Source organism: Pseudomonas sp. GD04091 (genome assembly GCF_029836165.1).
Taxonomy (GTDB): domain Bacteria; phylum Pseudomonadota; class Gammaproteobacteria; order Pseudomonadales; family Pseudomonadaceae; genus Aquipseudomonas.
Genome location: NZ_JAOEBG010000001.1, coordinates 217,331 through 238,221 on the forward strand (window position 1 = coordinate 217,331; position 20,891 = coordinate 238,221).

A 20,891-nucleotide genomic window follows, 5' to 3' on the forward strand; every position below is an offset into this window, starting at 1 on the left:
GACAACAGTCTTTGATAAGCAGAACCTGGCCGGGGACGACGGCACAGGCGTGGATCAACCACCAGGGGCCACCTGGACAGGGGCGCCCCCAGCAGCCAGAAACACGAAGGGCGCGGCAAGCCGCGCCCCTCCAGGCAGCGTGTCACTCACCCTGTCGGGCGGGAGCGTCGAGCTCGAACGCGGTATGCAACGCGCGAACGGCAAGCTCCAGGTACTTCTCTTCGATCACCACCGAAACCTTGATCTCGGAGGTGGAGATCATCTGGATGTTGATGCTCTCCTTGGCCAGTGCTTCGAACATGCGGCTGGCAACGCCCGCGTGGGAGCGCATACCGACGCCGACGATCGACACCTTGGCGATCTTGGTGTCGCCGATCACTTCACGCGCGCCGATTTCGCGGGCGGTGCTCTCCAGCACGCTCAGGGCCTTCTCGTACTCGTTGCGGTGAACGGTGAAGGTGAAATCGGTGGTGTTATCGTGCGAGACGTTCTGCACGATCATGTCGACTTCGATGTTCGCGGCGCTGATCGGGCCGAGGATCTTGAAGGCGACGCCTGGGGTATCCGGGACGCCACGAATGGTCAGCTTGGCCTCATCACGGTTGAAGGCGATACCGGAAATGATCGGCTGTTCCATGGATTCCTCTTCATCGATGGTAATGAGGGTACCCGGACCCTCCTTGAAGCTGTGCAGCACGCGCAGCGGGACATTGTACTTGCCGGCAAACTCCACCGAGCGGATCTGCAGCACCTTGGAGCCGAGGCTGGCCATTTCCAGCATCTCCTCGAAGGTGATCTTTTCCAGGCGCTGGGCCTGGGGTACGACACGCGGGTCAGTGGTGTAGACACCATCGACATCGGTGTAGATCTGACACTCATCGGCTTTCAGAGCCGCAGCCAGGGCCACACCGGTGGTGTCGGAGCCGCCGCGACCGAGCGTGGTGATGTTGCCGTGCTCGTCGACGCCCTGGAAACCGGCGACCACCACGACACGGCCGGCCTTGAGGTCGGCGCGGATCTTCTGGTCGTCGATCTGCAGGATGCGCGCCTTGTTGTGCGCGCTATCGGTGAGGATGCGCACCTGGTTGCCGGTGTAGGACACCGCCGGCACGCCACGCTTCATCAGGGCCATGGACAGCAGGGCGATGGTGACCTGCTCGCCGGTCGACACGATCACATCCAGTTCGCGTGGTTCCGGCTTGTCGGTGATCTGCTTCGCCAGGTCGATCAGGCGATTGGTTTCCCCGCTCATCGCCGACAGCACCACCACCAGGTCGGTGCCTTGCTCGCGGAATTTCTTGACCTTGTCGGCAACCTGCTCGATCCGCTCGATGGAACCGACAGAGGTGCCGCCAAATTTCTGTACGATCAACGCCATTTCAAAGGTGCCTCAGCCCTCAAGGGCCCCAAAAAACAATCCAACATGAAACGGCCGGCGACTAGACCGCCGGCCGTTTCATCTCAAAGTCCCTGCTCGGCGAACGGCACGGCCAGGGCCAGGGCCTTGTCCAGCGCGGCGACGTCGACGCCACCACCCTGGGCCATGTCCGGGCGGCCACCGCCCTTGCCACCCACCGCCGCAGCGGCTTGCTTCATCAGATCGCCAGCCTTGAGTTGGCCGGAGAGGTCCTTGGTCACGCCAGCCACCAGCACGACCTTGCCCTCATGCTCGCTGCCCAGCAGGATCACCGCGTGGCCGAGCTTGTTCTTCAGCTGATCGACGAGTGCCAGCAGGGCCTTGCCATCCTGCCCATCCAGGCGGGCGGCGAGGACCTTGGCACCCTTGACCTCAACGGCCGCATTGGAGAGATCGTCCCCTGCGGCGCTGGCGGCCTTGGCCTGCAGCTGTTCCAGCTGCTTTTCCAGCTGACGGTTGCGCTCGAGCACAGCCGACAGCTTGTCGATCAGGTTGTCGCGATTGCCCTTGACCAGCTGCGCGGCTTCCTTGACCTGCGCTTCGGCAGTGTTCAGGTAGGCCAGCGCGGCGGCGCCGGTGATCGCTTCGATACGGCGCACGCCCGAGGCCACGCCGCCTTCGCTGATGATCTTGAACAGGCTGATGTCACCGGTACGCTTGGCGTGGATGCCACCGCACAGCTCGACGGAGAAGTCGCCGCCCATGCTCAGCACACGCACGGTGTCGCCATACTTCTCACCGAACAGCGCCATGGCGCCTTTGGCCTTGGCGGTTTCGATATCGGTCAGCTCGGTTTCAACCGGCGTGTTCTTGCGCACTTCACGGTTGACGATGTCTTCCAGGGCCTTGATCTGCTCCGGGGTCACCGCCTCGAAGTGGCTGAAGTCGAAGCGCAGGCGCTGGCTGTCCACCAACGAGCCCTTCTGCTGAACGTGCTCGCCCAGCACCTGACGCAGCGCTTCGTGCAGCAGGTGGGTGGCGGAGTGATTCAGCGACGTCGCGTGCTGCACTTCGGCGTCCACGCGGGCTTCGACCGGCGTACCAACGATCAGCGCGCCACTGGCGACCATACCGTGGTGCAGGAAGGCGCCGCCGGTCTTGGTGGTGTCACGCACATCGAAGCGCACGGCGCCGGCCTGCAGGTAGCCGGTATCGCCGACCTGGCCACCGGACTCGGCGTAGAACGGGGTGCGGTCGAGCACCACGACGCCCGCTTCGCCTTCACCCAGCTGATCGACCGCCTGGCCGTCCTTGTACAGCGCGATGACCTTGCCCTGCCCTTCGGTGGCCTCGTAACCGAGGAAGTCGGTGGCGGTGTCGACCTTGACCAGGCTGTTGTAGTCCATGCCGAAGGCGCTGGCGGAACGGGCACGCTCGCGCTGGGCCTCCATCTCGCGCTCGAAGCCGGCTTCATCGATGGTCAGCTCGCGCTCGCGGGCGATGTCGGCGGTCAGGTCCATGGGGAAACCGTAGGTGTCGTACAGCTTGAACACCACGTCGCCCGGGACGACCTTGCCCTGCAGCTGCGCCAGGTCCTGCTCGAGGATGCGCAGGCCCTGCTCGAGGGTCTTGGCGAACTGCTCTTCCTCGGTCTTGAGCACGCGCTCGATGTGCGCCTGCTGGCTCTTCAGTTCAGGGAAGGCCTCGCCCATCTCGGCGACCAGCGCGGCGACGATCTTGTGGAAGAAGCTGCCTTTGGCGCCCAGCTTGTTGCCATGGCGGCAGGCGCGACGAATGATGCGGCGCAGCACATAGCCGCGACCTTCGTTCGAAGGCAGCACGCCGTCGGCGATCAGGAAGCCGCAGGAACGAATGTGGTCGGCAACCACTTTCAGCGACGGCTGGTCGTCGTTGCCGCAGCCAATGGCTTGGGCGGCGGCGGCCAGCAGGCTCTTGAACAGGTCGATCTCGTAGTTCGAGTGCACATGCTGCATCACCGCGCTGATGCGCTCCAGGCCCATGCCGGTGTCCACCGACGGGGCCGGCAGCGGATGCAGGACGCCGTCGGCGGTGCGGTTGAACTGCATGAAGACGTTGTTCCAGATCTCGATGTAACGGTCACCGTCTTCTTCCGGCGAGCCGGGCGGGCCGCCCCAGATGTCCGGGCCGTGGTCGTAGAAGATCTCGGTGCACGGGCCGCACGGACCGGTGTCGCCCATGGTCCAGAAGTTGTCGGAGGCGTACGGGGCGCCCTTGTTGTCACCGATGCGTACCATGCGCTCGGCCGGCACGCCGACTTCCTTGGTCCAGATATCGTAGGCTTCGTCGTCGCTGGCGTAGACGGTGACCCACAGCTTCTCTTTGGGCAGGTTCAGCCATTTGTCCGAGGTCAGGAAGTTCCAGGCGAAGGTGATCGCGTCGCGCTTGAAATAGTCGCCGAAGCTGAAGTTGCCCAGCATTTCGAAGAAGGTGTGGTGACGCGCGGTGTAGCCGACGTTTTCCAGGTCGTTGTGCTTGCCACCGGCGCGGACGCACTTCTGGCTGCTGACCGCGCGGGTGTACGCGCGTTTTTCCTGGCCGAGGAAGCAGTCCTTGAACTGGTTCATGCCGGCGTTGGTGAACAGCAGGGTCGGGTCATTGCCCGGGATCAGGGAGCTGGAGGCAACGCGAGTATGTCCCTGCTCTTCGAAGAAGCGGAGGAAGGCTTCACGGATTTCTGCGCTTTTCATAGGTTCTTCCACGGAAACGGCGGCCACACGTCGAATCGACGAAACGACGGCAAAGGGCGCCATTATATCCAGCCTGAACGGCGGATGCAGTGTGTTTATGGGAGAGAAACGGTCAAATGGGATGAAATGACCTTCAACTCAGTGGTCATGGGCGCAGGCTATACAGTTACCCGCCTCGGGACAACTCCCCGCGCCGCGCCGCAGGATTGCTTTAAATACCACAACGCCTGCGATGTCGATCCGAAAATGCTCAGGACAAATCCAACCTTCGGAGCGAACATGCAAATCCCGAAACAGGTGCTCAAGGGCACCTCCCCGAACACCTTGCACGAAATCCACGCCCTGCCCCACCACGACGCAAATTTGCTCTTGGAGGTCGTGCCCGCCTCGGCGACCGCCAAAGGCACGATATTGCGCGGTACCGCGAAGCAGGCGGGTGTGAAGATGCGCGTCCGGCGCGGTCTGGACGGCATGCATCTGGCAACGGCCGGCGCCTGGTACTACGTAGAGATGGACAAACATGATGCCCTGCACATCATCACTGGCGATGGCGACGATAACGTCGTGATCCTCTCCGAACATGACGGTCTGGTGGTCATCGAGACGGGAGCAGGCAACGACACCATCCAGGGCCACTCGGCCCAGCCAGGCAACATGGTCGTCAACGCGGGCGCTGGAGACGACCATGTGGACCTCACCGGCGTAGGCCAGGCGACACTCTATGGAGGCGCAGGCAATGACGTACTCATCGCCGACATGCAGCACGCCACGATCTTCACGGGAACGGGGAACGATACCATCAAGGCATTGGGCACGTCGGTCATAGACGCGACGATCGGCAGCAACCATGTCGAGTGCGCACCCGACCGAGACCATGTCTACAGCAATCGGCAAACCCGGATCAAATCCAACTCACCAAACGCAGGACCATCTTCCCCTGTGCACGCCCATCCGGGCTACCAGTCCATCCTGATGATCGGTGACGATTCATATCGTGAGCTGGTGGCCTTCAACCTCGCCTTGCTGGTAGCCACCACCACCGGCCGCACCATGCTGGAGAGCCTGGACGCCAGCAATGCCCGCATCACCATCGAGAACATCCCCGAGCTGGACAACGGCAACTTCAGAGGCGAGCCATCACAGGGCAACCCTCACATCCGCAATGCGCAGCGCGGGGACAAAGTGCTCGAAGGCCGCATAGGATTCAACCCACTTGCGCAAAAAACCGATACTCCCGCAGTGGTCATCCTCTATCACGAGCTATGCCACGCGTGGAACAGCGTCAATGGCACGGTTCTGCCGGAACATGAAAACCAGGTGACAGGCCTGCCTACCCCGGACAGCTTCGATTTCGACGGCGACCCGAACACGCCCCCCACCAACACCAACCCAGACCCGTTCAACGAGAATGCATTGCGTCGCGAATTGGGCCTGCCCCGTCGCAATGTCTATTAAGGATGACAGAACGCGGGGCCGGAGCCGGTCACTCAGGCTAGCTTCTGCCCTGCATCCGGCACGATGAGTATCCCCGCCCGGAGCCCGTTCTTCACCTTGGGGTTGGGGAAGATGATCCGCGCGCCCTCCTCCTCGACGACCCAGCGCGTCTCGGCGAGGTCCTCGGCCAGCAGGTAGCCCTTGCTCAACTCGGAGAAGTTCTCGATATCCGCCGGCAGGTGCAGGTGGAAACTGTCGCTGTGCTTAATGATCTCGCGCGAAACGCTGAACAGCTTGAGCCCGTCCAGGCTCTCCTCGGTCTCGGGCTCGGTGCCTTCGACAAGCTGAATCAGGCGCTTTTCGAGCCTGTCGAGATTGACCTCTTCGTTCTGCCCGAAGGGGCGCGCCTTGCCCAGCTCCAGGGTGAACGCCTCGGCATCGAGCTGTTCGTAGGTGAAGGCGCTGAAGGTGATCGACGACTTGCTCTGCAGCAGCACCGCCTCCATGCCGGCCGCCGCGAGACGGGCCAGCTCACGACGCGAGTGCTGGCGCCCCTCCTTGAAGGGATACAGCGCAAACTGCTCGATCTTGGATCCGCGAATGGCGGTGTGCAGGTCGTAATGCAGGCGGGTGCGCTCGGGCTTGCTGAAGAATACCCGGGCGAACTGCTCGAGCTCCGCGGCACGCAGCGCCTCGAAACCACTGGAAAGCTCATGACGGCCATTGAACAGGCGGTTGATGTCCTGCTCGATGAAGCGCTCACCCTTGCGGATGGCCGCCGGGTTGCCGAACAGAAACAGCACCCGGGCACGCGGCTTGATCTTGCCGTTGGCCACACCATGCAACAGCCTTTCCAGCAGCTCGATCGGCGCGGTTTCATTGCCATGGATACCGGCCGACAGCAGCAGGTCGAGCCCACAATCCTCGCCTTCGGGCGGACGCACCTCCAGCGCACCCTCGCCCAGCCAGCGCAGACGCACACCTGCGGTTGTCACTTGGGTCTTCTCGGCCGGTTCGTGATCGGCCAGGGTCAGCTCAAGCAGTTTGCCAAGGGCGAGCATAGGCGCTTCCTTAGTGGTGGTGGCCGCAGTCCGGGCCGTGGACGTGGTCATCGTCACCCGCATCCGCTGGCTCCATCTCCAGCTGCAGGCTGACCAGGTTGGTGGCCATCGGGCGCAGCAGCAGATTGGCGTATTCGGTGTCGTCTTCCTCGACATCGACGCCGATCAGCAACTGGCCACGGCCATCCTGCTGGATCCATACCTCCTTGCCTTGCCAGACCACCGCAAAGCGGGTGCAGGAGGTTTCCAGCTGGGTGCCGTCTTCATCTTCCAGGATCAGGCGCAGGGCGTCGGACATTGCAATTTCTCTCTATCAAGGTTGGCGTTGGAACGGGTACACCGAACCCAGTTTCAGGATCTGGGTCAGCTCATCCAGGGCCGTGCGGCACTCGGTCAGCAACTGCGGGTCGGCCAGGTCCGCCTCGCCGAGGCGATCGCGATAGTGCTTGTCGACCCATTGCACCAGAGTGTCGTACAGCGGGGCGGTCATGATAACGCCTTGGTTGACCGCCGCCAGTTCCGATTCCTTCAGCGCCACGCGCAAGCGCAGGCAAGCCGGGCCACCGCCGTTCTGCATGCTCTGCTTGAGGTCGAATACCTTGACATCCTTCACCGGGCCGCCCTGGCTGGTCAACTGCCCCAGGTATGCCCAGACACGCTCGTTGTTGCGGCACTCTTCGGGCACCACCAGCAGCATCGAACCGTCCTCACGGCTGAGCAACTGGCTGTTGAACAGGTAGGAGCGCACCGCGTCCTCCACCGTCACCGCCGAGCGCGGTACACAGATGCCCTGGAAGTTGCCGCCCTTGCTGGCCAGTTTAGCCTGCAGCTGGCCGAGCACCGTGTCGGTCTCGAGGAAGGCGTCCTCGTGATAGAACAGCACCTCGCCGTTGCCCACCGAGATCACATCGTTGTGGAACACGCCCTGGTCGATCACCGCCGGGTTCTGTTGAGCGTAGACCACGCCACCATCGCTCAGGCCATGCAGCCGGGCTACGGCCTGCGAGGCCTCCAGCGTCTGGCGCGCCGGATACTTCTGCGGGGCGGGGTAGCGGCTGTCGAACGCACTGCGCCCGTAGACGAAGAACTCCACGCCCGCGTCGCCGTAGGCACGGCAGAAACGCGTGTGGTTGGCCGCACCTTCGTCACCGAACTGCGCCACGGCGGGCAGCGCTTCATGGTGGGCGAAATACCTGTCGTCGTTGAACATGGCGCCCAGCACACGGCTGGTGGTCGGATGCTCGATGCTGCGGTGGTACTTGCAATTGAGATTGGCCGCGGTGAAATGCACTCGACCATCCGCAGTGTCGGCGCTCGGGCTGACAGTGGCGGCGTTGGCCACCCACATGCTCGACGCCGAGCAACTGGCCACCAGCAGCGGCATCGCTTCTTTCGCGGCGCGGCGGATCACCTCGGCATCGCTACCGGTGAAGCCCAGGCGACGCAGCGCGGCGACATCCGGACGCTCCTGCGGCGCCAGCACGCCCTGCTGGAAGCCCATCTCCATCAGCGCCTTCATCTTGGCCAGGCCCTGGCGCGCCGCCTCGCGCGGGTTGGAACCCTGCTGACTGTTGCTTTGCGAGGCCACGTTGCCGTAGGACAGGCCGCCGTAGTTGTGGGTCGGCCCCACCAGGCCATCAAAATTCACTTCATAGGATTTCATCGGCTAGGCTCCGAGACCTGTTGTTATAAGGTGACGCCCGGCGTCAGGGTCGCCGGCAGTGCAAGGCTCGCGGTCTCCAGCGAAGCCACGGGATAGGCGCAGTAGTCGGCCGCATAGTAGGCACTGGCGCGATGGTTGCCACTGGCGCCAACGCCGCCGAACGGCGCGCTGCTGGCGGCGCCGGTCAACTGCTTGTTCCAGTTGACGATGCCGGCGCGGCTGCGCAGCCAGAAGTGCTGATAACGGGCGTTGGAATCCGACAGCAGCCCGGCGGCCAGACCGTACTGGGTGTTGTTGGCCTCCTCGATCGCCGCGTCGAAATCGGCGTAGCGAATCACTTGCAGCAGCGGGCCGAAGAATTCCTCGTCCGGGCGCTCGGCCACGGCGGTGACATCGACGACCCCTGGGGTAAGCAAGGCCGCGTCGACCTGCGGCTGGGTCATTTCCAGCAACGCCACGGCCCCCTTGCCAAGCAGGTCGGCCTGGGCGGCCAGCAACGCGTGGGCAGCCTGCAACGAGATCACCGAACCCATGAATGGCGCGGGCGTCTGGTCGAAAGCGCCGACGCTGATGCCACGGCTGACCTCGACCAGACGCCGGATCAGCGAATCGCCCCAGGCGCCTTGCGGCACCAACAGACGGCGAGCGCAGGTGCAACGCTGGCCGGCGGAGATGAAGGCCGACTGGATGATGGTGTAGACCGCCGCATCCAGGTCCTTGACCTCGTCCACCAGCAGCGGATTGTTGCCGCCCATCTCCAGCGCCAGGATCTTGTCGGGACGCCCGGCGAACTGCTGGTGCAGCAGGTTGCCGGTACGACTGGAACCGGTGAAGAACAGCCCGTCGATGCCTGGGTTGGCAGCCAGCGCAACGCCGGTTTCACGCGCCCCCTGGACCAGGTTGAGCACACCGGCCGGAAGGCCAGCGGCAATCCAGCAGTTGACCGTCAGCTCGGCGACCTTCGGCGTCAGCTCGCTGGGCTTGAACACCACGCAGTTGCCCGCCAGCAGCGCCGGCACGATATGCCCGTTGGGCAGGTGGCCCGGGAAGTTGTACGGACCGAACACCGCCACCACGCCGTGGGGCTTGTGGCGCAGCACGGCGGTGGCGTCGGCCAGTGGGCCGCTCTTCTCGCCGGTGCGCTCACGGTAGCTCTGCACCGAGATCGCCACCTTGTTGATCATGCTGGTGACTTCGGTGGCCGACTCCCACAGCGGCTTGCCGGTTTCCTCGCCAATGCAGTGGGCCAACGCTTCGGCGTGGCGTTTCAGCTGCTCGGCGAACTTCTCCAGCACATCGATGCGCGCCTCCAGGCTCAACGACGCCCAGCCCGCAAACGCCTGGCGAGCGGCCTGCACGGCGTCCTCGACCTGAGTGGCATCGGCCCCCTGCCCCTCCCAGACCACGGCCTGGGTGACGGGGTTGAGCGATTGCAGGGATTCCCCCTGGCCAGCCAGCCATTGGCCTGCGATGTAATGTGTGGTCATTTACTGAGCCTCCCGAGCGGCGGACAGCGGCACCGCGCGCACGTTGTCGCCAGCGCCAAGACGCAGGCGCTTGGCGGTCTGCGGGTCAACCACCAGGGTACCCGCCGCCAGGCGCGCGGGCGCCGCGGTGATGCGGCAGTCTTCACGCTTGCGGTTATGGATGATGTAAGGGGTGGCGTCGTCGCCCGGCGTGCCCACCGCCAGCACCAGTGTCTGGCTGTCGCGCACGGCGCGGATCTTCGAGGTCTCGCATTCGATGGCCGGGCCGGCGTCGAAGATGTCGACGTAGCCTTGGTAGCTGAAGCCCTCGCGCTTGAGCATGGCCAGCGCGGGCTCGGTGTCGGTGTGCACGCGACCGATGACATTGCGCGCGGCCTCCGACAGGAAGCAGGTGTACAGCGGGAACTTGGGCATCAGCTCGGCGATGAACGACTTGTTGCCCACGCCGGTCAGGTAGTCGGCCTGGCTGAACTCCATCTTGAAGAAGTGCCGACCCAGGCTCTCCCAGAACGGCGAACGTCCCTGCTCGTCGGACATGCCGCGCATCTCGGCGATGATCTTGTTGCCGAACAGCTCGGGGAACTCGGCGATGAACAGCATGCGCGCCCTGGACAGCAGGCGACCGTTGAGGCCACTGCGGTGGTCGCTGCGCAGGAACAACGAACACAGCTCGGAGTTGCCGGTCAGGTCGTTGGCCAGGAACAGCGTGGGGATCTCGCGATAGATGTTCAGCTCCTGGGAGGCGCTGACGGTCAGGCCGACCCGGTAGTTGTACCAGGGCTCGCGCAGGCCGACGGCGCCGGCGATGGCGCTGATGCCGACCACCAGGCCTTCGTCGTTCTCCAGCACGAACAGGTAGTCGGTGTCGCCGCGCTCGGCTTCGCCGCAAAAGCTCTTCTCGGCCCAGCCGACACGGTGGCCGAGGCGCTCCTCGTTGGCGGGAAGCGTGGTCAGCCCGGTGGTGCCGGTACTGCGGGCCAACTCGATCAGCGCGGGTAAATCGCTGCTGCGTACAGGACGAACGATCATGCTATCTCCTTGTGCGGCGGTCTGTGCCCGCCGCGAAACTCTCTGTTGCGGCGTCTCAGACCGCGACCAGGCGAACGCTGGCGCCCTCGCCGACACCCAGGGCCTCGGCGGCTTCGCTGTTCAGGCTGACCGGTTTGCCCGGCACCCAGTCCAGCTCCAGCAGCACCGCGCGGTAATCCTGCAACTGACCGTTGCACACCAGGTAGGGGCGCCCACCCTTGACCGGCGCGTCGTCGAGTTTGACCGGCACCACGCGGCTCTGGGCGATGGAGCGGATGCCCGAGGCGCGGGCATGCAGGGTCGGACCGCCATCGAAGATGTCGATGTAGTGCTCGGTCTCGAAGCCTTCGCGCATGAGGATGTCGAAGGTGATCTGCGCGCGCGGGTGCACCTGGCCCATGGCTTCCTGCGCCTCGTCGGCCAGCAGCGGCACATAGATCGGGTAGTGCGGCATCAGCTCGGCGAGGAAGGTGCGGCTCTTCAGGCCGCACAGGCGCTCGGCGTCGGCGTAGTTGAGGTCGAAGAAGTTGCGGCCGATGGCGTCCCAGAACGGCGACTCGCCCTGCTCGTCGCTGTAGCCGACGATTTCGGTCACCACCGAGTCGGCGAAGCGCTCCGGATGCGCAGCCATGAACAGCAGGCGGCCGCGGGAATTGAGCTCGGCCCAGCCGCTGCCCACCAGTTCCGGCAGCACATAGAAGCTGGTCAGCAGGCTGTTGCCGGTGAGGTCGTGGCACAGCGACAGGACATGGATCTTGTTGTGGATCTTCAGCTCGCGCGAGGCGTGCACGAAGGTCTCGTTGCGAAAGCTGTAGAACGGCTCGGAATAGCCGGCCGACGCGACGATGGCCGAGCAGCCCGCCAGCTTGCCGGTCTCGCTGTCCTCGAGCACGAAGAAGTAGCTCTCCTCGCCATTGAAGCTGACCTCGGCGGCGAAGGAGGTCTCCGAGGCGGCGATCTTGTCGCCCAGGCGGCCGGTATCGTCCGGCAGCGAGGTGACACCAATGGGGCTGTCGGCAGCCATGCGCTGCACTTCGTTCAGATCCGCCATTTGCGCGGGGCGCATCACCAGCATGGTGTCACTCCTTTCGGGATAGCGCGCCGATCACATCGGCACGGAAAAACGGCGGGCACGCGCCACTACCTGCAAGCAGGTGCCCACACTGGAATCAGGTATCGCCGGCCCGCCTGCGGGCCGGCGACTGGACCGCGGGCTCAGCCCTGGGTCAGTTTGCGCACGGCGCGCTCGAAGCGATCCAGACCTTCGTCGATATCGGCATCCTCGACCACCAGGCTCGGGGCGAAGCGCACTACGTCGGGACCTGCCTGCAGTACCATCACGCCTTCCTTCTCGGCGGCGTTGAGGATGTCCTTCGCCTTGCCTTTCCAGGCCTCGCTCAGCACGCAGCCGATCAGCAGACCAACACCGCGCACCAGGGTGAACAGGCCGGTTTCCTGACCGATCCGCTCCAGGCGGGTCTTGAAGCGCTCGTGCTTGGCCTTGATGCCAGCCAGGGTTTCCGGCGTGTTGACCACATCCAGCACGGCGCAGGCGACAGCGCAGCCCAGCGGGTTGCCGCCATAGGTGGTGCCATGGGTACCGGCGGCCAGGTGCTTGGCGATATCGCTGGTGGTCAGCATGGCGCCGATCGGGAAGCCGCCGCCCAGGCTCTTGGCGCTGGTCAGGATGTCCGGGGTCACGCCGTAGTGCTGATAGGCATACAACGAGCCGGTACGGCCGACGCCGGTCTGCACTTCGTCGAAGATCAGCAGGGCGTCGTGCTCGTCGCACAGCTTGCGCGCGCCTTCCAGGTAGGCCTTGTCGGCCGGGACCACGCCGCTTTCGCCCTGGATCGGTTCGATGACCACGGCGCATGTCTTGTCGGAGATTTGTGCCTTCAGCGCTTCCAGGTCGTTGTACGGCACATGGCTGATGCCGGTGATCTTCGGGCCGAAGCCGTCGGAGTACTTGGGCTGGCCACCGACACTGACGGTAAACAGGGTACGCCCGTGGAAGCTGTTCACGGTGGCGATGATCTCGTGCTTCTGCGGGCCGAAACGGTCATGGGCGACGCGACGGGCCAGCTTGAAGGCGGCCTCGTTGGATTCGGCGCCGGAGTTGCAGAAGAACGCGCGTTCGGCAAAGGTGGCGTCCACCAGCTTGTGCGCCAGGCGCAGGGCCGGCTCGTTGGTGAACACGTTGGAGACGTGCCAGAGGGTGTTGGCCTGCTCGGTCAGCGCCTTGACCAGCGCCGGGTGGCAATGACCCAGGGCGTTGACGGCGATGCCGCCGGCGAAGTCGATCAGCTCGCGACCGGTCTGATCCCAGACTCGAGAGCCCTCGCCTCGCACAGGAATGAAGGCCGCCGGGGAATAGTTGGGAACCATCACCTGGTCGAAATCGGCACGTTGCACCGGGGCTTGCTCAACGGACATCTGAGTCTCCTGAAGAGGAACGCTGGCCTGGAAGTGGCGAGCGATGAAGGGATTGTAAGGACTGATCGGCGCCTGTCCTTGCTGCCAGGCGACAACTTGTTACAGCGCCAAACCGTGTTTTCACGCGGTTTTCGGCAATGCGACAAACAGTGTCGCAATCGCGCAGTGTAACGGCAGAGCAAGACTGGGTGAACGGTTGTTCATTGTAGGAGCGCCCTTTCGCGACACAAGGCCGCTCCTACCAGGAATCAGCGTGCGCCGTCAGCCCCGCTCGGCCGGTGCCGAACTCAGCTCGAACGGGCTGCTGCTGCGCCGCTGATTGCGGTCTTCACGCGGCGTGGCGCCAAAGAAGTTGCGGTAGGCGCTGGAGAAATGCGGCCCGGAGGAGAACCCGCAGGACAAACCGATCTGGATGATCGACTTGCTGGTCTGCATCAGCATCTGCCGCGCCTTGTTCAGGCGCAGCTCCAGGTAGTACTGGCTCGGCACCCGATTGAGGTACTGCTTGAAGATCCGCTCCAGCTGGCGACGCGACACGCACACATGCTGGGCGATCTCGTCGGTGGTCAGCGGCTCTTCGATATTGGCCTCCATCAGCAGCACCGCCTGGGTGAGCTTCGGATGGCTGGAGCCCAGGCGGTTCTGCAGCGGGATACGCTGGCGCTCGCCACCTTCGCGGATGCGCTCGACCACCAGCTCCTCCGACACCGCCCCCGCAAGCTCCGCGCCATGATCCCGGGCCAGCACCGCCAACAGCAGATCGGTCACCGCCATGCCGCCACAGGCGGTCAGCCGATCACGGTCCCAATCGAACAGATGGCTGGTGGCGATCACCTTGGGGAAGCGCTCGGCGAAATCATCCTGCCAGCGCCAGTGCACCGCGGCGCGGTAGCCATCGAGCAGGCCCAAGGCCGCCAGCGGATACACACCTGCGGACAAGCCACCGATCATGCAACCGCTGCGCGCCAGCTGCTTGAGCGCGGTGGACAATGCCGAACCCACCGCCGCTGGCGGCTCATCGGCCAGCAGGAGCAGCTTCTGACACCCTTCCAGGCGACCGTTCCACGGCTCGCCCGGCAGGCGCCATGCGCCCTCCTGCCCCGCTTCAGCCTGCAGGTAGGCCAGCTCGTAGACGACATCGGGATGGACCCGCTGCGCCACCAGCAACACCTCCTCCGCCAGCGCCAGGGTCAGCGGCTTGGTGCCGGGCCAGATGAGAAAGCCGATTCGCTGGGTGGTCATAGGGCGTGGTCCGAAACCTGGAAAGAGAGGTTAGCGCTTGTGGCGCCGGGGGCAGGCTGCATGCGTCGCGCAGCATGCCCCATCCTGGTGCAAAAGTGCAGCGATTACTTGAGGCTGCCGGAGAGGAACTGCTTGAGCCGCTCGGATTGCGGATTGACCAGCACCTCGCGTGGGCAGCCACGCTCCTCGACCAGGCCTTTGTGCAGGAACACCAGCTGGTTGGAGACTTCGCGGGCAAAGCCCATCTCGTGGGTGACCACGACCATGGTGCGCCCCTCCTGGGCCAGCGACTGCATCACCTTGAGCACATCGCCCACCAGCTCCGGGTCGAGCGCCGAGGTCGGCTCGTCGAACAGCATCACCTCGGGCTCCATGGCCAGCGCGCGGGCGATGGCCACGCGCTGCTGCTCGCCGCCGGACATGTGACCAGGGAAGGCGTCCTTGCGATGCGCCACGCCAACCTTGGCCAGGTAATGCTCGGCCTTCTCCAGCGCCTCTTTCTTGCTCACGCCCAGCACATGCACCGGCGCCTCGATGATGTTCTCCAGCGCAGTCATGTGCGACCACAGGTTGAAGTGCTGGAACACCATGGACAGACGCGAGCGCATGCGCTGCAACTGTTTCGGGTCGGCGGCCTTGAGCGCGCCATCCTTGCCGGCGACCAGCTTGAGCTCTTCGTTGTTGAGCAGGATCTTGCCCGCGTGCGGCTGCTCCAGCAGGTTGATGCAGCGCAGGAAGGTCGATTTGCCCGAGCCGCTGGAGCCGATGATGCTGATCACGTCGCCTGCCTTGGCTTCGAGAGAGACGCCCTTGAGCACCTCGTGGCTGCCGTAGCGCTTGTGCAGGTCTTGGATTTGGAGTTTGTACATGCTGTCGGATCTCACAGAGCGGTCAGTGCTTGCGCGGCGCCAGATAGCCGAGCCAGCGGCGTTCGGCCATCTTGAACAGGCGCACGAGGATGAAGGTCAGGCACAGGTAGAACACGCCCGCCGTGATATAGGCCTCGAAAGGCAGGTAGTACTGGGCGTTGACCGTGCGCGCGGCACCGGTGATGTCGATCAGGGTGACGATCGAGGCCAGGCTGGTGGTCTGCAGCATCATGATCACTTCGTTGCTGTACTGCGGAAGCGCCCGGCGCAGCGCCGAAGGCAGCAGGATGCGGCGGTACATCTTCATGCGCGACATGCCGATGGCCTTGGCCGCCTCGATCTCGCCATGGGGCGTGGCCTTGAGGCTGCCGGCGATGATCTCGGCAGTATAGGCGCTGGTGTTGATGGCGAAGGCCAGGCAGGCGCAGAACGTCGCGCTGGACAGCCATGGCCAGAAGATGCTCTCGCGCACCGCCTCGAACTGGGCCAGCCCGTAGTAGATCAGGAACAGCTGCACCAGCATCGGCGTGCCGCGGATCACGTAGGTGTACAGCCAGGCGGTCATGTTCACCAGCGGCTGCTTCGAGACGCGCATCAGGCCCAGCGGCACGGCCGCCAGCAGTCCGAAGAACAGCGACAGCGCCAGCAGCTTGAGGGTGGTCAGCAACCCGCCCAGGTACAGGGGCATGGCCTCCCAGATGACGTTGTAGTCGAAGATCATAGTTCAGCCGCCTTGACGCCCACCGAGTAGCGCTTCTCGAGATACTTCAACGCCAGCAGCGAGACACTGGTCAGCACCAGGTACAACGCCGCCACCGCAAGGAAGAAGGTGAAGGGTTCGCGGGTGGCATCCGCCGCCTGCTTGGCCTTGAACATCATGTCCTGCAGGCCGACCACCGAAATCAGCGCGGTCGCCTTGGTCAGCACCAGCCAGTTGTTGGTGAAGCCCGGGATGGCGAGGCGGATCATCTGCGGCACCATGATCCGGAAGAACACCTGGAAGCCGCTCATGCCGTAGGCGGCGCCCGCCTCGGCCTGGCCCTTGGGAATCCCGAGGAAAGCGCCACGGAACGTTTCCGACAGGTACGCGCCGAAGATGAACCCCAGGGTACCGATGCCGGCGACCAACGGATTCAGGTCGATGTAGTCGTCATAGCCGAGCAGCGGCGCCACCCGGTTGATGATGTCCTGGCCGCCATAGAAGATCAGCAGGATCAGGACCAGGTCGGGGATGCCACGGATCACCGTGGAATACAGGTCCCCCAGCCAGGCCAGCCAGCGCACCGGCGACAAGCGCAGCGCCACGCCGATCAGGCCGAGGACGATGGCCAGGGCCATCGACGACAGGGCGAGCTGCAGCGTCAGCCACGCTCCGTCGAGGATGACTGCCCCATAGCCTTTCAACATGATTCGGATTCCTCAGGGCTTGGGAATGAAAAATGGTGCAAACCTCAGAGATTCTGCTGTTTGCACCATTGCACAGGTGAAACTCGACGTCTTACTTGGCGTCAGGGCCGTAGATGTCGAAGTTGAAGTACTTGGCTTCGATCTGCTTGTACTTGCCGTTGGCACGGATCGCGTCGATGGCCGCGTTGATACGTTCGGCGTTGGCCTTGTCGCCCTTGCGCACGGCAATACCGACGCCATCGCCGAAGTACTTCACGTCAGTGAACGATGGGCCGACGAAAGCGAAGCCCTTGCCGGCATCGGTCTTCAGGAAACCGTCTTCGAGCAGGGTGGCGTCAGCCACGGTACCGTCCAGACGGCCAGCGGCGACGTCCAGGTAGATTTCATTCTGAGTGCCGTACGGCACGACGGTGGCGCCTTTCGGGGCAAAGACTTCCTTGGCGAAGCGATCGTGGATCGAGCCGCGCTGCACGCCGATCTTCTTGCCTTTGAGTTCGTCCAGGCTCTCGCTGACGGCGGTGCCGTCCTTCATGACCAGGCGAGCCGGGGTCAGGTAGTAGCGCTTGGTGAAGTCGACCGATTTCTTGCGGTCTTCAGTGATCGACATGGACGACAGGATGGCGTCGATCTTGCGCACCTTCAGCGCCGGGATCAGGCCATCGAATTCCTGCTCGACCCAGGTGCACTTGGCCTTCATCTCTTCGCACAGGGCGTTGCCGATGTCGTAGTCGAAGCCGGCGAGGCTGCCGTCTGGCTGCTTGAAGGCGAAGGGTGGGTAGGCGGCCTCGATACCGATCTTCAACGGCTTCTCATCGGCCTGCGATACCAGGGAAAACACGGAAAGCGCCAGGGCGCCAAGCAGTGCGAGCTTCTTCATCAGGTAACTCCATCGGTACGGGGCAATACAAGGCAGTTGTAACGGCTGCCCGATATGCGAATGGGTTCAACGCGAGCCGCGCAGGTTTCGACCAAAGTCGCAGACCACGAGCGAGTGAGTGGCATTTTAACGACAGCCCGGTAGTCGATATTTCTTCAAAGCGACAACTAATTACAGAAGCGCCAGGAACCGCGGCGGGCGATATTGACAGCTCCTGCGAGATATGCAAGAGCGAAAGAGAAATAACCCATACCTCAAGCAATAAGCGGGCCTATTATTGGCAAACCCTTGTATTCCGGCAAGCGCAGCGTGCAGCCCCGCACGAAATGCTCGCAGAACCGCCCCAGGATGGCACATGAATGTTTCTGGAAGCCCCGCTTTTGTGCGAAATCGGTGACAGAGAAGGTTACCGATGAATGTCGGAGTAACAGCCTGCATCTGTAAGCAAAAACCCCGCCGGTTGCCCGACGGGGTTTTTGCAGATCACCTCAGGTACACCCGAACGGTCAGGCGGTCGCCAGGCTCATCGCCTTGTGAGTATCGATCAGGTGCTGCACCACACCCGGATCGGCCAGAGTGGAGATATCACCCAGCGCGTCGTACTCGCCGGTGGCGATCTTGCGCAGGATCCGGCGCATGATCTTGCCCGAGCGGGTCTTCGGCAGCCCCGGCGCCCACTGGATCACGTCCGGCGAGGCGATCGGGCCGATCTCCTTGCGCACCCAGTTCTTCAGCTCCTGGCGCAATTGCTCGCTCGTCTGTTCGCCGGCATTGAGGGTGACATAGACATAGATGCCCTGCCCCTTGATGTCGTGCGGCACACCCACCACCGCCGCCTCGGCGACCTTCGGATGCGCCACCATCGCGCTCTCGATCTCGGCGGTACCCATGCGATGCCCGGAGACGTTGAGCACGTCGTCCACACGACCGGTGATCCAGTAGTAGCCGTCCTCGTCGCGCCGCGCGCCATCACCGGTGAAATACATGCCGCGGAAGGTCTTGAAATAGGTGTCGACGAAGCGGTCGTGGTCGCCATACAGCGAACGCGACTGACCCGGCCAGGAGTCGAGGATCACCAGATTGCCCTCGGCGGCGCCCTCGATCAGGTTGCCCAGGTTGTCCACCAGCGCCGGCACCACACCGAAGAACGGACGGGTCGCCGAGCCCGGTTTGAGGCCAGTGGCGCCCGGCAGCGGACTGATGAGAATGCCGCCGGTCTCGGTCTGCCACCAGGTGTCGACGATCGGGCAGCGCTCCTTGCCGACGGTCTTGTAGTACCAGTTCCAGGCCTCGGGGTTGATCGGCTCGCCCACCGAACCCAGCAGGCGCAGGCTCGAGCCGTCGGCACCGGCCACTGCGGCCTCGCCCTCGGCCATCATGGCGCGAATGGCGGTCGGCGCGGTGTAGAGGATGTTGACCTTGTGCTTGTCGACGATCTTCGACACGCGAGTGATGTCCGGGTAGTTCGGCACACCTTCGAACAGCAGCGTGGTGGCGCCATTGGCCAACGGGCCGTAGACGATGTAGCTGTGACCGGTGACCCAACCCACGTCGGCGGTGCACCAGTAGACCTCGCCCGGGCGGTAGTCGAACACGCGCTCATGGGTCAGCGCGGCGTACACCAGGTAGCCGCCGGTGGTGTGCAGGACGCCCTTGGGCTTGCCAGTGGAGCCAGAGGTATAAAGGATGAACAGCGCTTCCTCGGCACCCATCTCTTTCGGCGCGCAATGACTGGACGCCACCTTCATCAGGTCTTCGAACCAGATGTCGCGGTGCTGGTGCCAGGCGATATCGCCACCGGTGCGCTTGCACACGATGATCTTCTGCACGCTGTTGGTTTCGGGATTGGTCAGGGCCAGGTCGACGTTCGCCTTGAGCGGTGTGCGGCGCCCACCCCGCAGGCCTTCGTCGGCGGTGATCACCACTTTCGACTTGCAGTCGATGATGCGACCGGCCAGCGCCTCCGGGGAAAAGCCGCCGAACACCACGGAGTGGATCGCGCCGATGCGGGCACAGGCCAGCATGGCCACCACGGCCTCGGGGATCATCGGCATATAGATGGTCACCACATCGCCACGGTGCACATCCTGGCCACGCAGGGCGTTGGCGAACTTGCAGACCTGCTCGTGGAGCTCGCGGTAGGTGATGTTGCGGTGCTCGGAAGGGTCATCGCCCTCCCAGATGATGGCGAGCTGGTCGCCGCGCTCGGCGAGGTGGCGATCCAGGCAGTTGTAGGAAACGTTCAGAGTGCCATCGGCGAACCACTTGATGTCGACATGGTGGTCGTCGAACGAGGTCTGCTTGACCTTGGTGAAGGGCTTGATCCAGTCCAGACGCTGGGCCTGCTCGCGCCAGAAGCCGTCCGGGTTGATCACCGATTGCTGGTACATGGCCTTGTAAGTGGCCTCGTCGGTCAGGGTACTGGCCGCAACCTCGGGACGAACGGGATACAGTGGAGCCGCACTCATCTGTGTTACCTCGGTGTAATAGTTGTTTTTGTATGGAACCGTTTGTAACTGTACCAGAGCGGCAAAAGCCATTCGACGTTGGTAGTAACGCGCCCGACCAGCATTTCACTGATTCGCCACAAGCGCTCTACCCCATGGCATTCAGCCATCCACGACAAGAAAAACAGTCGCCGACGAGAGGATTGTTACAGATTCTGTCAAAAGACTTTATCAAAACCCCCTCTGTTTCGGGCCTGGCCGCCTCCATAGAATCCACCTCGCCAGCAACGGCAACGCGATTAACTTGGTAAACAGCCCCCACGAAGGCAACGTTAATCCGCACTTCATCCTGATAGTTGAAAACTTGCTGTACTCGCGGCGCCATAAGCGCCGCGTGCCCCCTCACGACCTTAGACAGGTAAATTGAAAATGAAAGCTTTACTGGTATTGGTACTTGGCGGTTTTTGCGGCGCGGCACTCGCCGGCGAAGCAAAAGATGTCGAGCAGATTCCGGTTGAACAGTACAGTTACTCGCAGCACCTGGACATCGCCCGCGTTCTTTCCATGAGCGAAGTGCCGAACGTCTGCGAAGTGGTGCCAGCCCGCATGACCTACGAGGACTCCAAGGGCCAGAAGCACATTCTCGAATACCGCGTGATGGGGAACGGTTGTTCCAACGGCTGAGGCCATAGCGCCTTCAAGCCTTGTGCGCCCCCCCTTGTAGGAGCGGCCTTGTGACGCGAAAGGGCTGCATAGCAGCCCCGGATTTCAGTAGTGAACAAAGATCGCCGGGGCCGCTGTGCGGCCCTTTCGCGTCACAAGGCCGCTCCTACAAGGGGCAGGCGTAACTTTC

General features: G+C 63.5%; 17 protein-coding genes. 2 read left to right on the top strand and 15 right to left on the bottom strand.

Going from position 1 to position 20,891, the window contains the following annotated elements:
* Positions 1 to 142: 142 nt before the first annotated feature.
* A complete protein-coding gene (locus N7422_RS01000) occupies positions 143 to 1,378 on the bottom strand; it encodes an aspartate kinase (protein WP_279804689.1) in 1,236 nt (411 codons plus the stop codon).
* 83 nt (positions 1,379 to 1,461) lie between these two features.
* Positions 1,462 to 4,086 carry an alanine--tRNA ligase gene (gene alaS / locus N7422_RS01005; protein WP_279804691.1) on the bottom strand — a complete coding sequence of 875 codons (2,625 nt, stop codon included), beginning with the start codon at positions 4,084 to 4,086 and terminating at the stop codon, positions 1,462 to 1,464.
* Here alaS and N7422_RS01010 point away from each other — a divergent pair.
* Entirely contained in the window at positions 4,030 to 5,541 is a 1,512-nt protein-coding gene (locus tag N7422_RS01010; protein ID WP_279804692.1) for a M91 family zinc metallopeptidase, read from the top strand. The two genes, alaS and N7422_RS01010, sit on opposite strands and share 57 nt — an antisense overlap.
* A 32-nt stretch (positions 5,542 to 5,573) precedes the next feature.
* Here N7422_RS01010 and astE read toward each other — a convergent pair whose 3' ends face one another.
* The 13 genes from astE to acs all read right to left on the bottom strand — a co-directional run bounded on the left by astE (position 5,574) and on the right by acs (position 20,059).
* A complete protein-coding gene (gene astE, locus N7422_RS01015; RefSeq protein WP_279804693.1) occupies positions 5,574 to 6,581 on the bottom strand; it encodes a succinylglutamate desuccinylase in 1,008 nt (335 codons plus the stop codon).
* A 10-nt stretch (positions 6,582 to 6,591) separates the two neighbouring features.
* Complete coding sequence (locus tag N7422_RS01020) at positions 6,592 to 6,879, bottom strand: topoisomerase II (protein ID WP_134690889.1); 288 nt, start codon at positions 6,877 to 6,879, stop codon at positions 6,592 to 6,594.
* 15 nt (positions 6,880 to 6,894) lie between these two features.
* Positions 6,895 to 8,244 carry an N-succinylarginine dihydrolase gene (gene astB, locus N7422_RS01025; protein WP_279804694.1) on the bottom strand — a complete coding sequence of 450 codons (1,350 nt, stop codon included), beginning with the start codon at positions 8,242 to 8,244 and terminating at the stop codon, positions 6,895 to 6,897.
* Between the two features lie 23 nt (positions 8,245 to 8,267).
* A complete protein-coding gene (gene astD, locus N7422_RS01030; protein ID WP_279804695.1) occupies positions 8,268 to 9,731 on the bottom strand; it encodes a succinylglutamate-semialdehyde dehydrogenase in 1,464 nt (487 codons plus the stop codon).
* Positions 9,732 to 10,760, bottom strand: a complete 1,029-nt coding sequence (astA, locus tag N7422_RS01035; RefSeq protein WP_279804696.1) for an arginine N-succinyltransferase — start codon at positions 10,758 to 10,760, stop codon at positions 9,732 to 9,734. It lies immediately after the preceding gene.
* A gap of 55 nt (positions 10,761 to 10,815) precedes the next feature.
* The gene (gene aruF, locus N7422_RS01040) at positions 10,816 to 11,835 is read right to left on the bottom strand and encodes an arginine/ornithine succinyltransferase subunit alpha (protein WP_279804697.1); all 1,020 of its coding nucleotides are present in this window, start codon (positions 11,833 to 11,835) and stop codon (positions 10,816 to 10,818) included.
* A 140-nt stretch (positions 11,836 to 11,975) separates the two neighbouring features.
* Positions 11,976 to 13,196 (bottom strand): aspartate aminotransferase family protein, encoded by a 1,221-nt coding sequence (locus N7422_RS01045; RefSeq protein ID WP_279804698.1) that lies wholly within the window; start codon positions 13,194 to 13,196, stop codon positions 11,976 to 11,978.
* A gap of 261 nt (positions 13,197 to 13,457) precedes the next feature.
* The gene (argR, locus tag N7422_RS01050; protein ID WP_279804699.1) at positions 13,458 to 14,438 is read right to left on the bottom strand and encodes a transcriptional regulator ArgR; all 981 of its coding nucleotides are present in this window, start codon (positions 14,436 to 14,438) and stop codon (positions 13,458 to 13,460) included.
* Positions 14,439 to 14,542: 104 nt separating this feature from the next.
* Positions 14,543 to 15,307, bottom strand: coding sequence for an ATP-binding cassette domain-containing protein (locus N7422_RS01055; RefSeq protein WP_279804701.1), 765 nt, complete (start codon positions 15,305 to 15,307; stop codon positions 14,543 to 14,545).
* A gap of 22 nt (positions 15,308 to 15,329) precedes the next feature.
* Positions 15,330 to 16,028, bottom strand: a complete 699-nt coding sequence (locus N7422_RS01060; protein ID WP_279804702.1) for an ABC transporter permease — start codon at positions 16,026 to 16,028, stop codon at positions 15,330 to 15,332.
* Positions 16,025 to 16,714 (bottom strand): ABC transporter permease, encoded by a 690-nt coding sequence (locus tag N7422_RS01065; RefSeq protein ID WP_279804704.1) that lies wholly within the window; start codon positions 16,712 to 16,714, stop codon positions 16,025 to 16,027. Before N7422_RS01065 ends, N7422_RS01060 begins: the two co-directional genes overlap by 4 nt.
* Before the next feature lie 91 nt (positions 16,715 to 16,805).
* Entirely contained in the window at positions 16,806 to 17,591 is a 786-nt protein-coding gene (locus tag N7422_RS01070; protein ID WP_279804705.1) for an ABC transporter substrate-binding protein, read from the bottom strand.
* A gap of 506 nt (positions 17,592 to 18,097) precedes the next feature.
* On the bottom strand, positions 18,098 to 20,059 hold the full coding sequence (acs, locus tag N7422_RS01075; protein WP_279804706.1) for an acetate--CoA ligase: 1,962 nt from the start codon (positions 20,057 to 20,059) through the stop codon (positions 18,098 to 18,100).
* A 408-nt stretch (positions 20,060 to 20,467) separates the two neighbouring features.
* On the opposite strand from acs, the gene N7422_RS01080 reads away from it, so the two are divergent.
* Complete coding sequence (locus N7422_RS01080; protein ID WP_279804707.1) at positions 20,468 to 20,722, top strand: DUF2790 domain-containing protein; 255 nt, start codon at positions 20,468 to 20,470, stop codon at positions 20,720 to 20,722.
* Positions 20,723 to 20,891 lie beyond the last annotated feature (169 nt).

Bases quoted from the DNA above. Each gene is read 5' to 3' on its own strand.
- N7422_RS01020 (WP_134690889.1), bottom strand. From the start codon at position 6,879: ATGTCCGACGCCCTGCGCCTGATCCTGGAAGATGAAGACGGCACCCAG.
- astB (WP_279804694.1), bottom strand. From the start codon at position 8,244: ATGAAATCCTATGAAGTGAATTTTGATGGCCTGGTGGGGCCGACCCAC.
- argR (WP_279804699.1), bottom strand. From the start codon at position 14,438: ATGACCACCCAGCGAATCGGCTTTCTCATCTGGCCCGGCACCAAGCCG.
- N7422_RS01080 (WP_279804707.1), top strand. From the start codon at position 20,468: ATGAAAGCTTTACTGGTATTGGTACTTGGCGGTTTTTGCGGCGCGGCA.
- N7422_RS01070 (WP_279804705.1), bottom strand. From the start codon at position 17,591: ATGAAGAAGCTCGCACTGCTTGGCGCCCTGGCGCTTTCCGTGTTTTCC.
- astD (WP_279804695.1), bottom strand. From the start codon at position 9,731: ATGACCACACATTACATCGCAGGCCAATGGCTGGCTGGCCAGGGGGAA.
- N7422_RS01065 (WP_279804704.1), bottom strand. From the start codon at position 16,714: ATGTTGAAAGGCTATGGGGCAGTCATCCTCGACGGAGCGTGGCTGACG.
- N7422_RS01060 (WP_279804702.1), bottom strand. From the start codon at position 16,028: ATGATCTTCGACTACAACGTCATCTGGGAGGCCATGCCCCTGTACCTG.
- astA (WP_279804696.1), bottom strand. From the start codon at position 10,760: ATGATCGTTCGTCCTGTACGCAGCAGCGATTTACCCGCGCTGATCGAG.
- N7422_RS01055 (WP_279804701.1), bottom strand. From the start codon at position 15,307: ATGTACAAACTCCAAATCCAAGACCTGCACAAGCGCTACGGCAGCCAC.
- N7422_RS01000 (WP_279804689.1), bottom strand. From the start codon at position 1,378: ATGGCGTTGATCGTACAGAAATTTGGCGGCACCTCTGTCGGTTCCATC.
- N7422_RS01010 (WP_279804692.1), top strand. From the start codon at position 4,030: ATGTCCCTGCTCTTCGAAGAAGCGGAGGAAGGCTTCACGGATTTCTGC.
- aruF (WP_279804697.1), bottom strand. From the start codon at position 11,835: ATGCTGGTGATGCGCCCCGCGCAAATGGCGGATCTGAACGAAGTGCAG.
- alaS (WP_279804691.1), bottom strand. From the start codon at position 4,086: ATGAAAAGCGCAGAAATCCGTGAAGCCTTCCTCCGCTTCTTCGAAGAG.
- astE (WP_279804693.1), bottom strand. From the start codon at position 6,581: ATGCTCGCCCTTGGCAAACTGCTTGAGCTGACCCTGGCCGATCACGAA.
- acs (WP_279804706.1), bottom strand. From the start codon at position 20,059: ATGAGTGCGGCTCCACTGTATCCCGTTCGTCCCGAGGTTGCGGCCAGT.
- N7422_RS01045 (WP_279804698.1), bottom strand. From the start codon at position 13,196: ATGTCCGTTGAGCAAGCCCCGGTGCAACGTGCCGATTTCGACCAGGTG.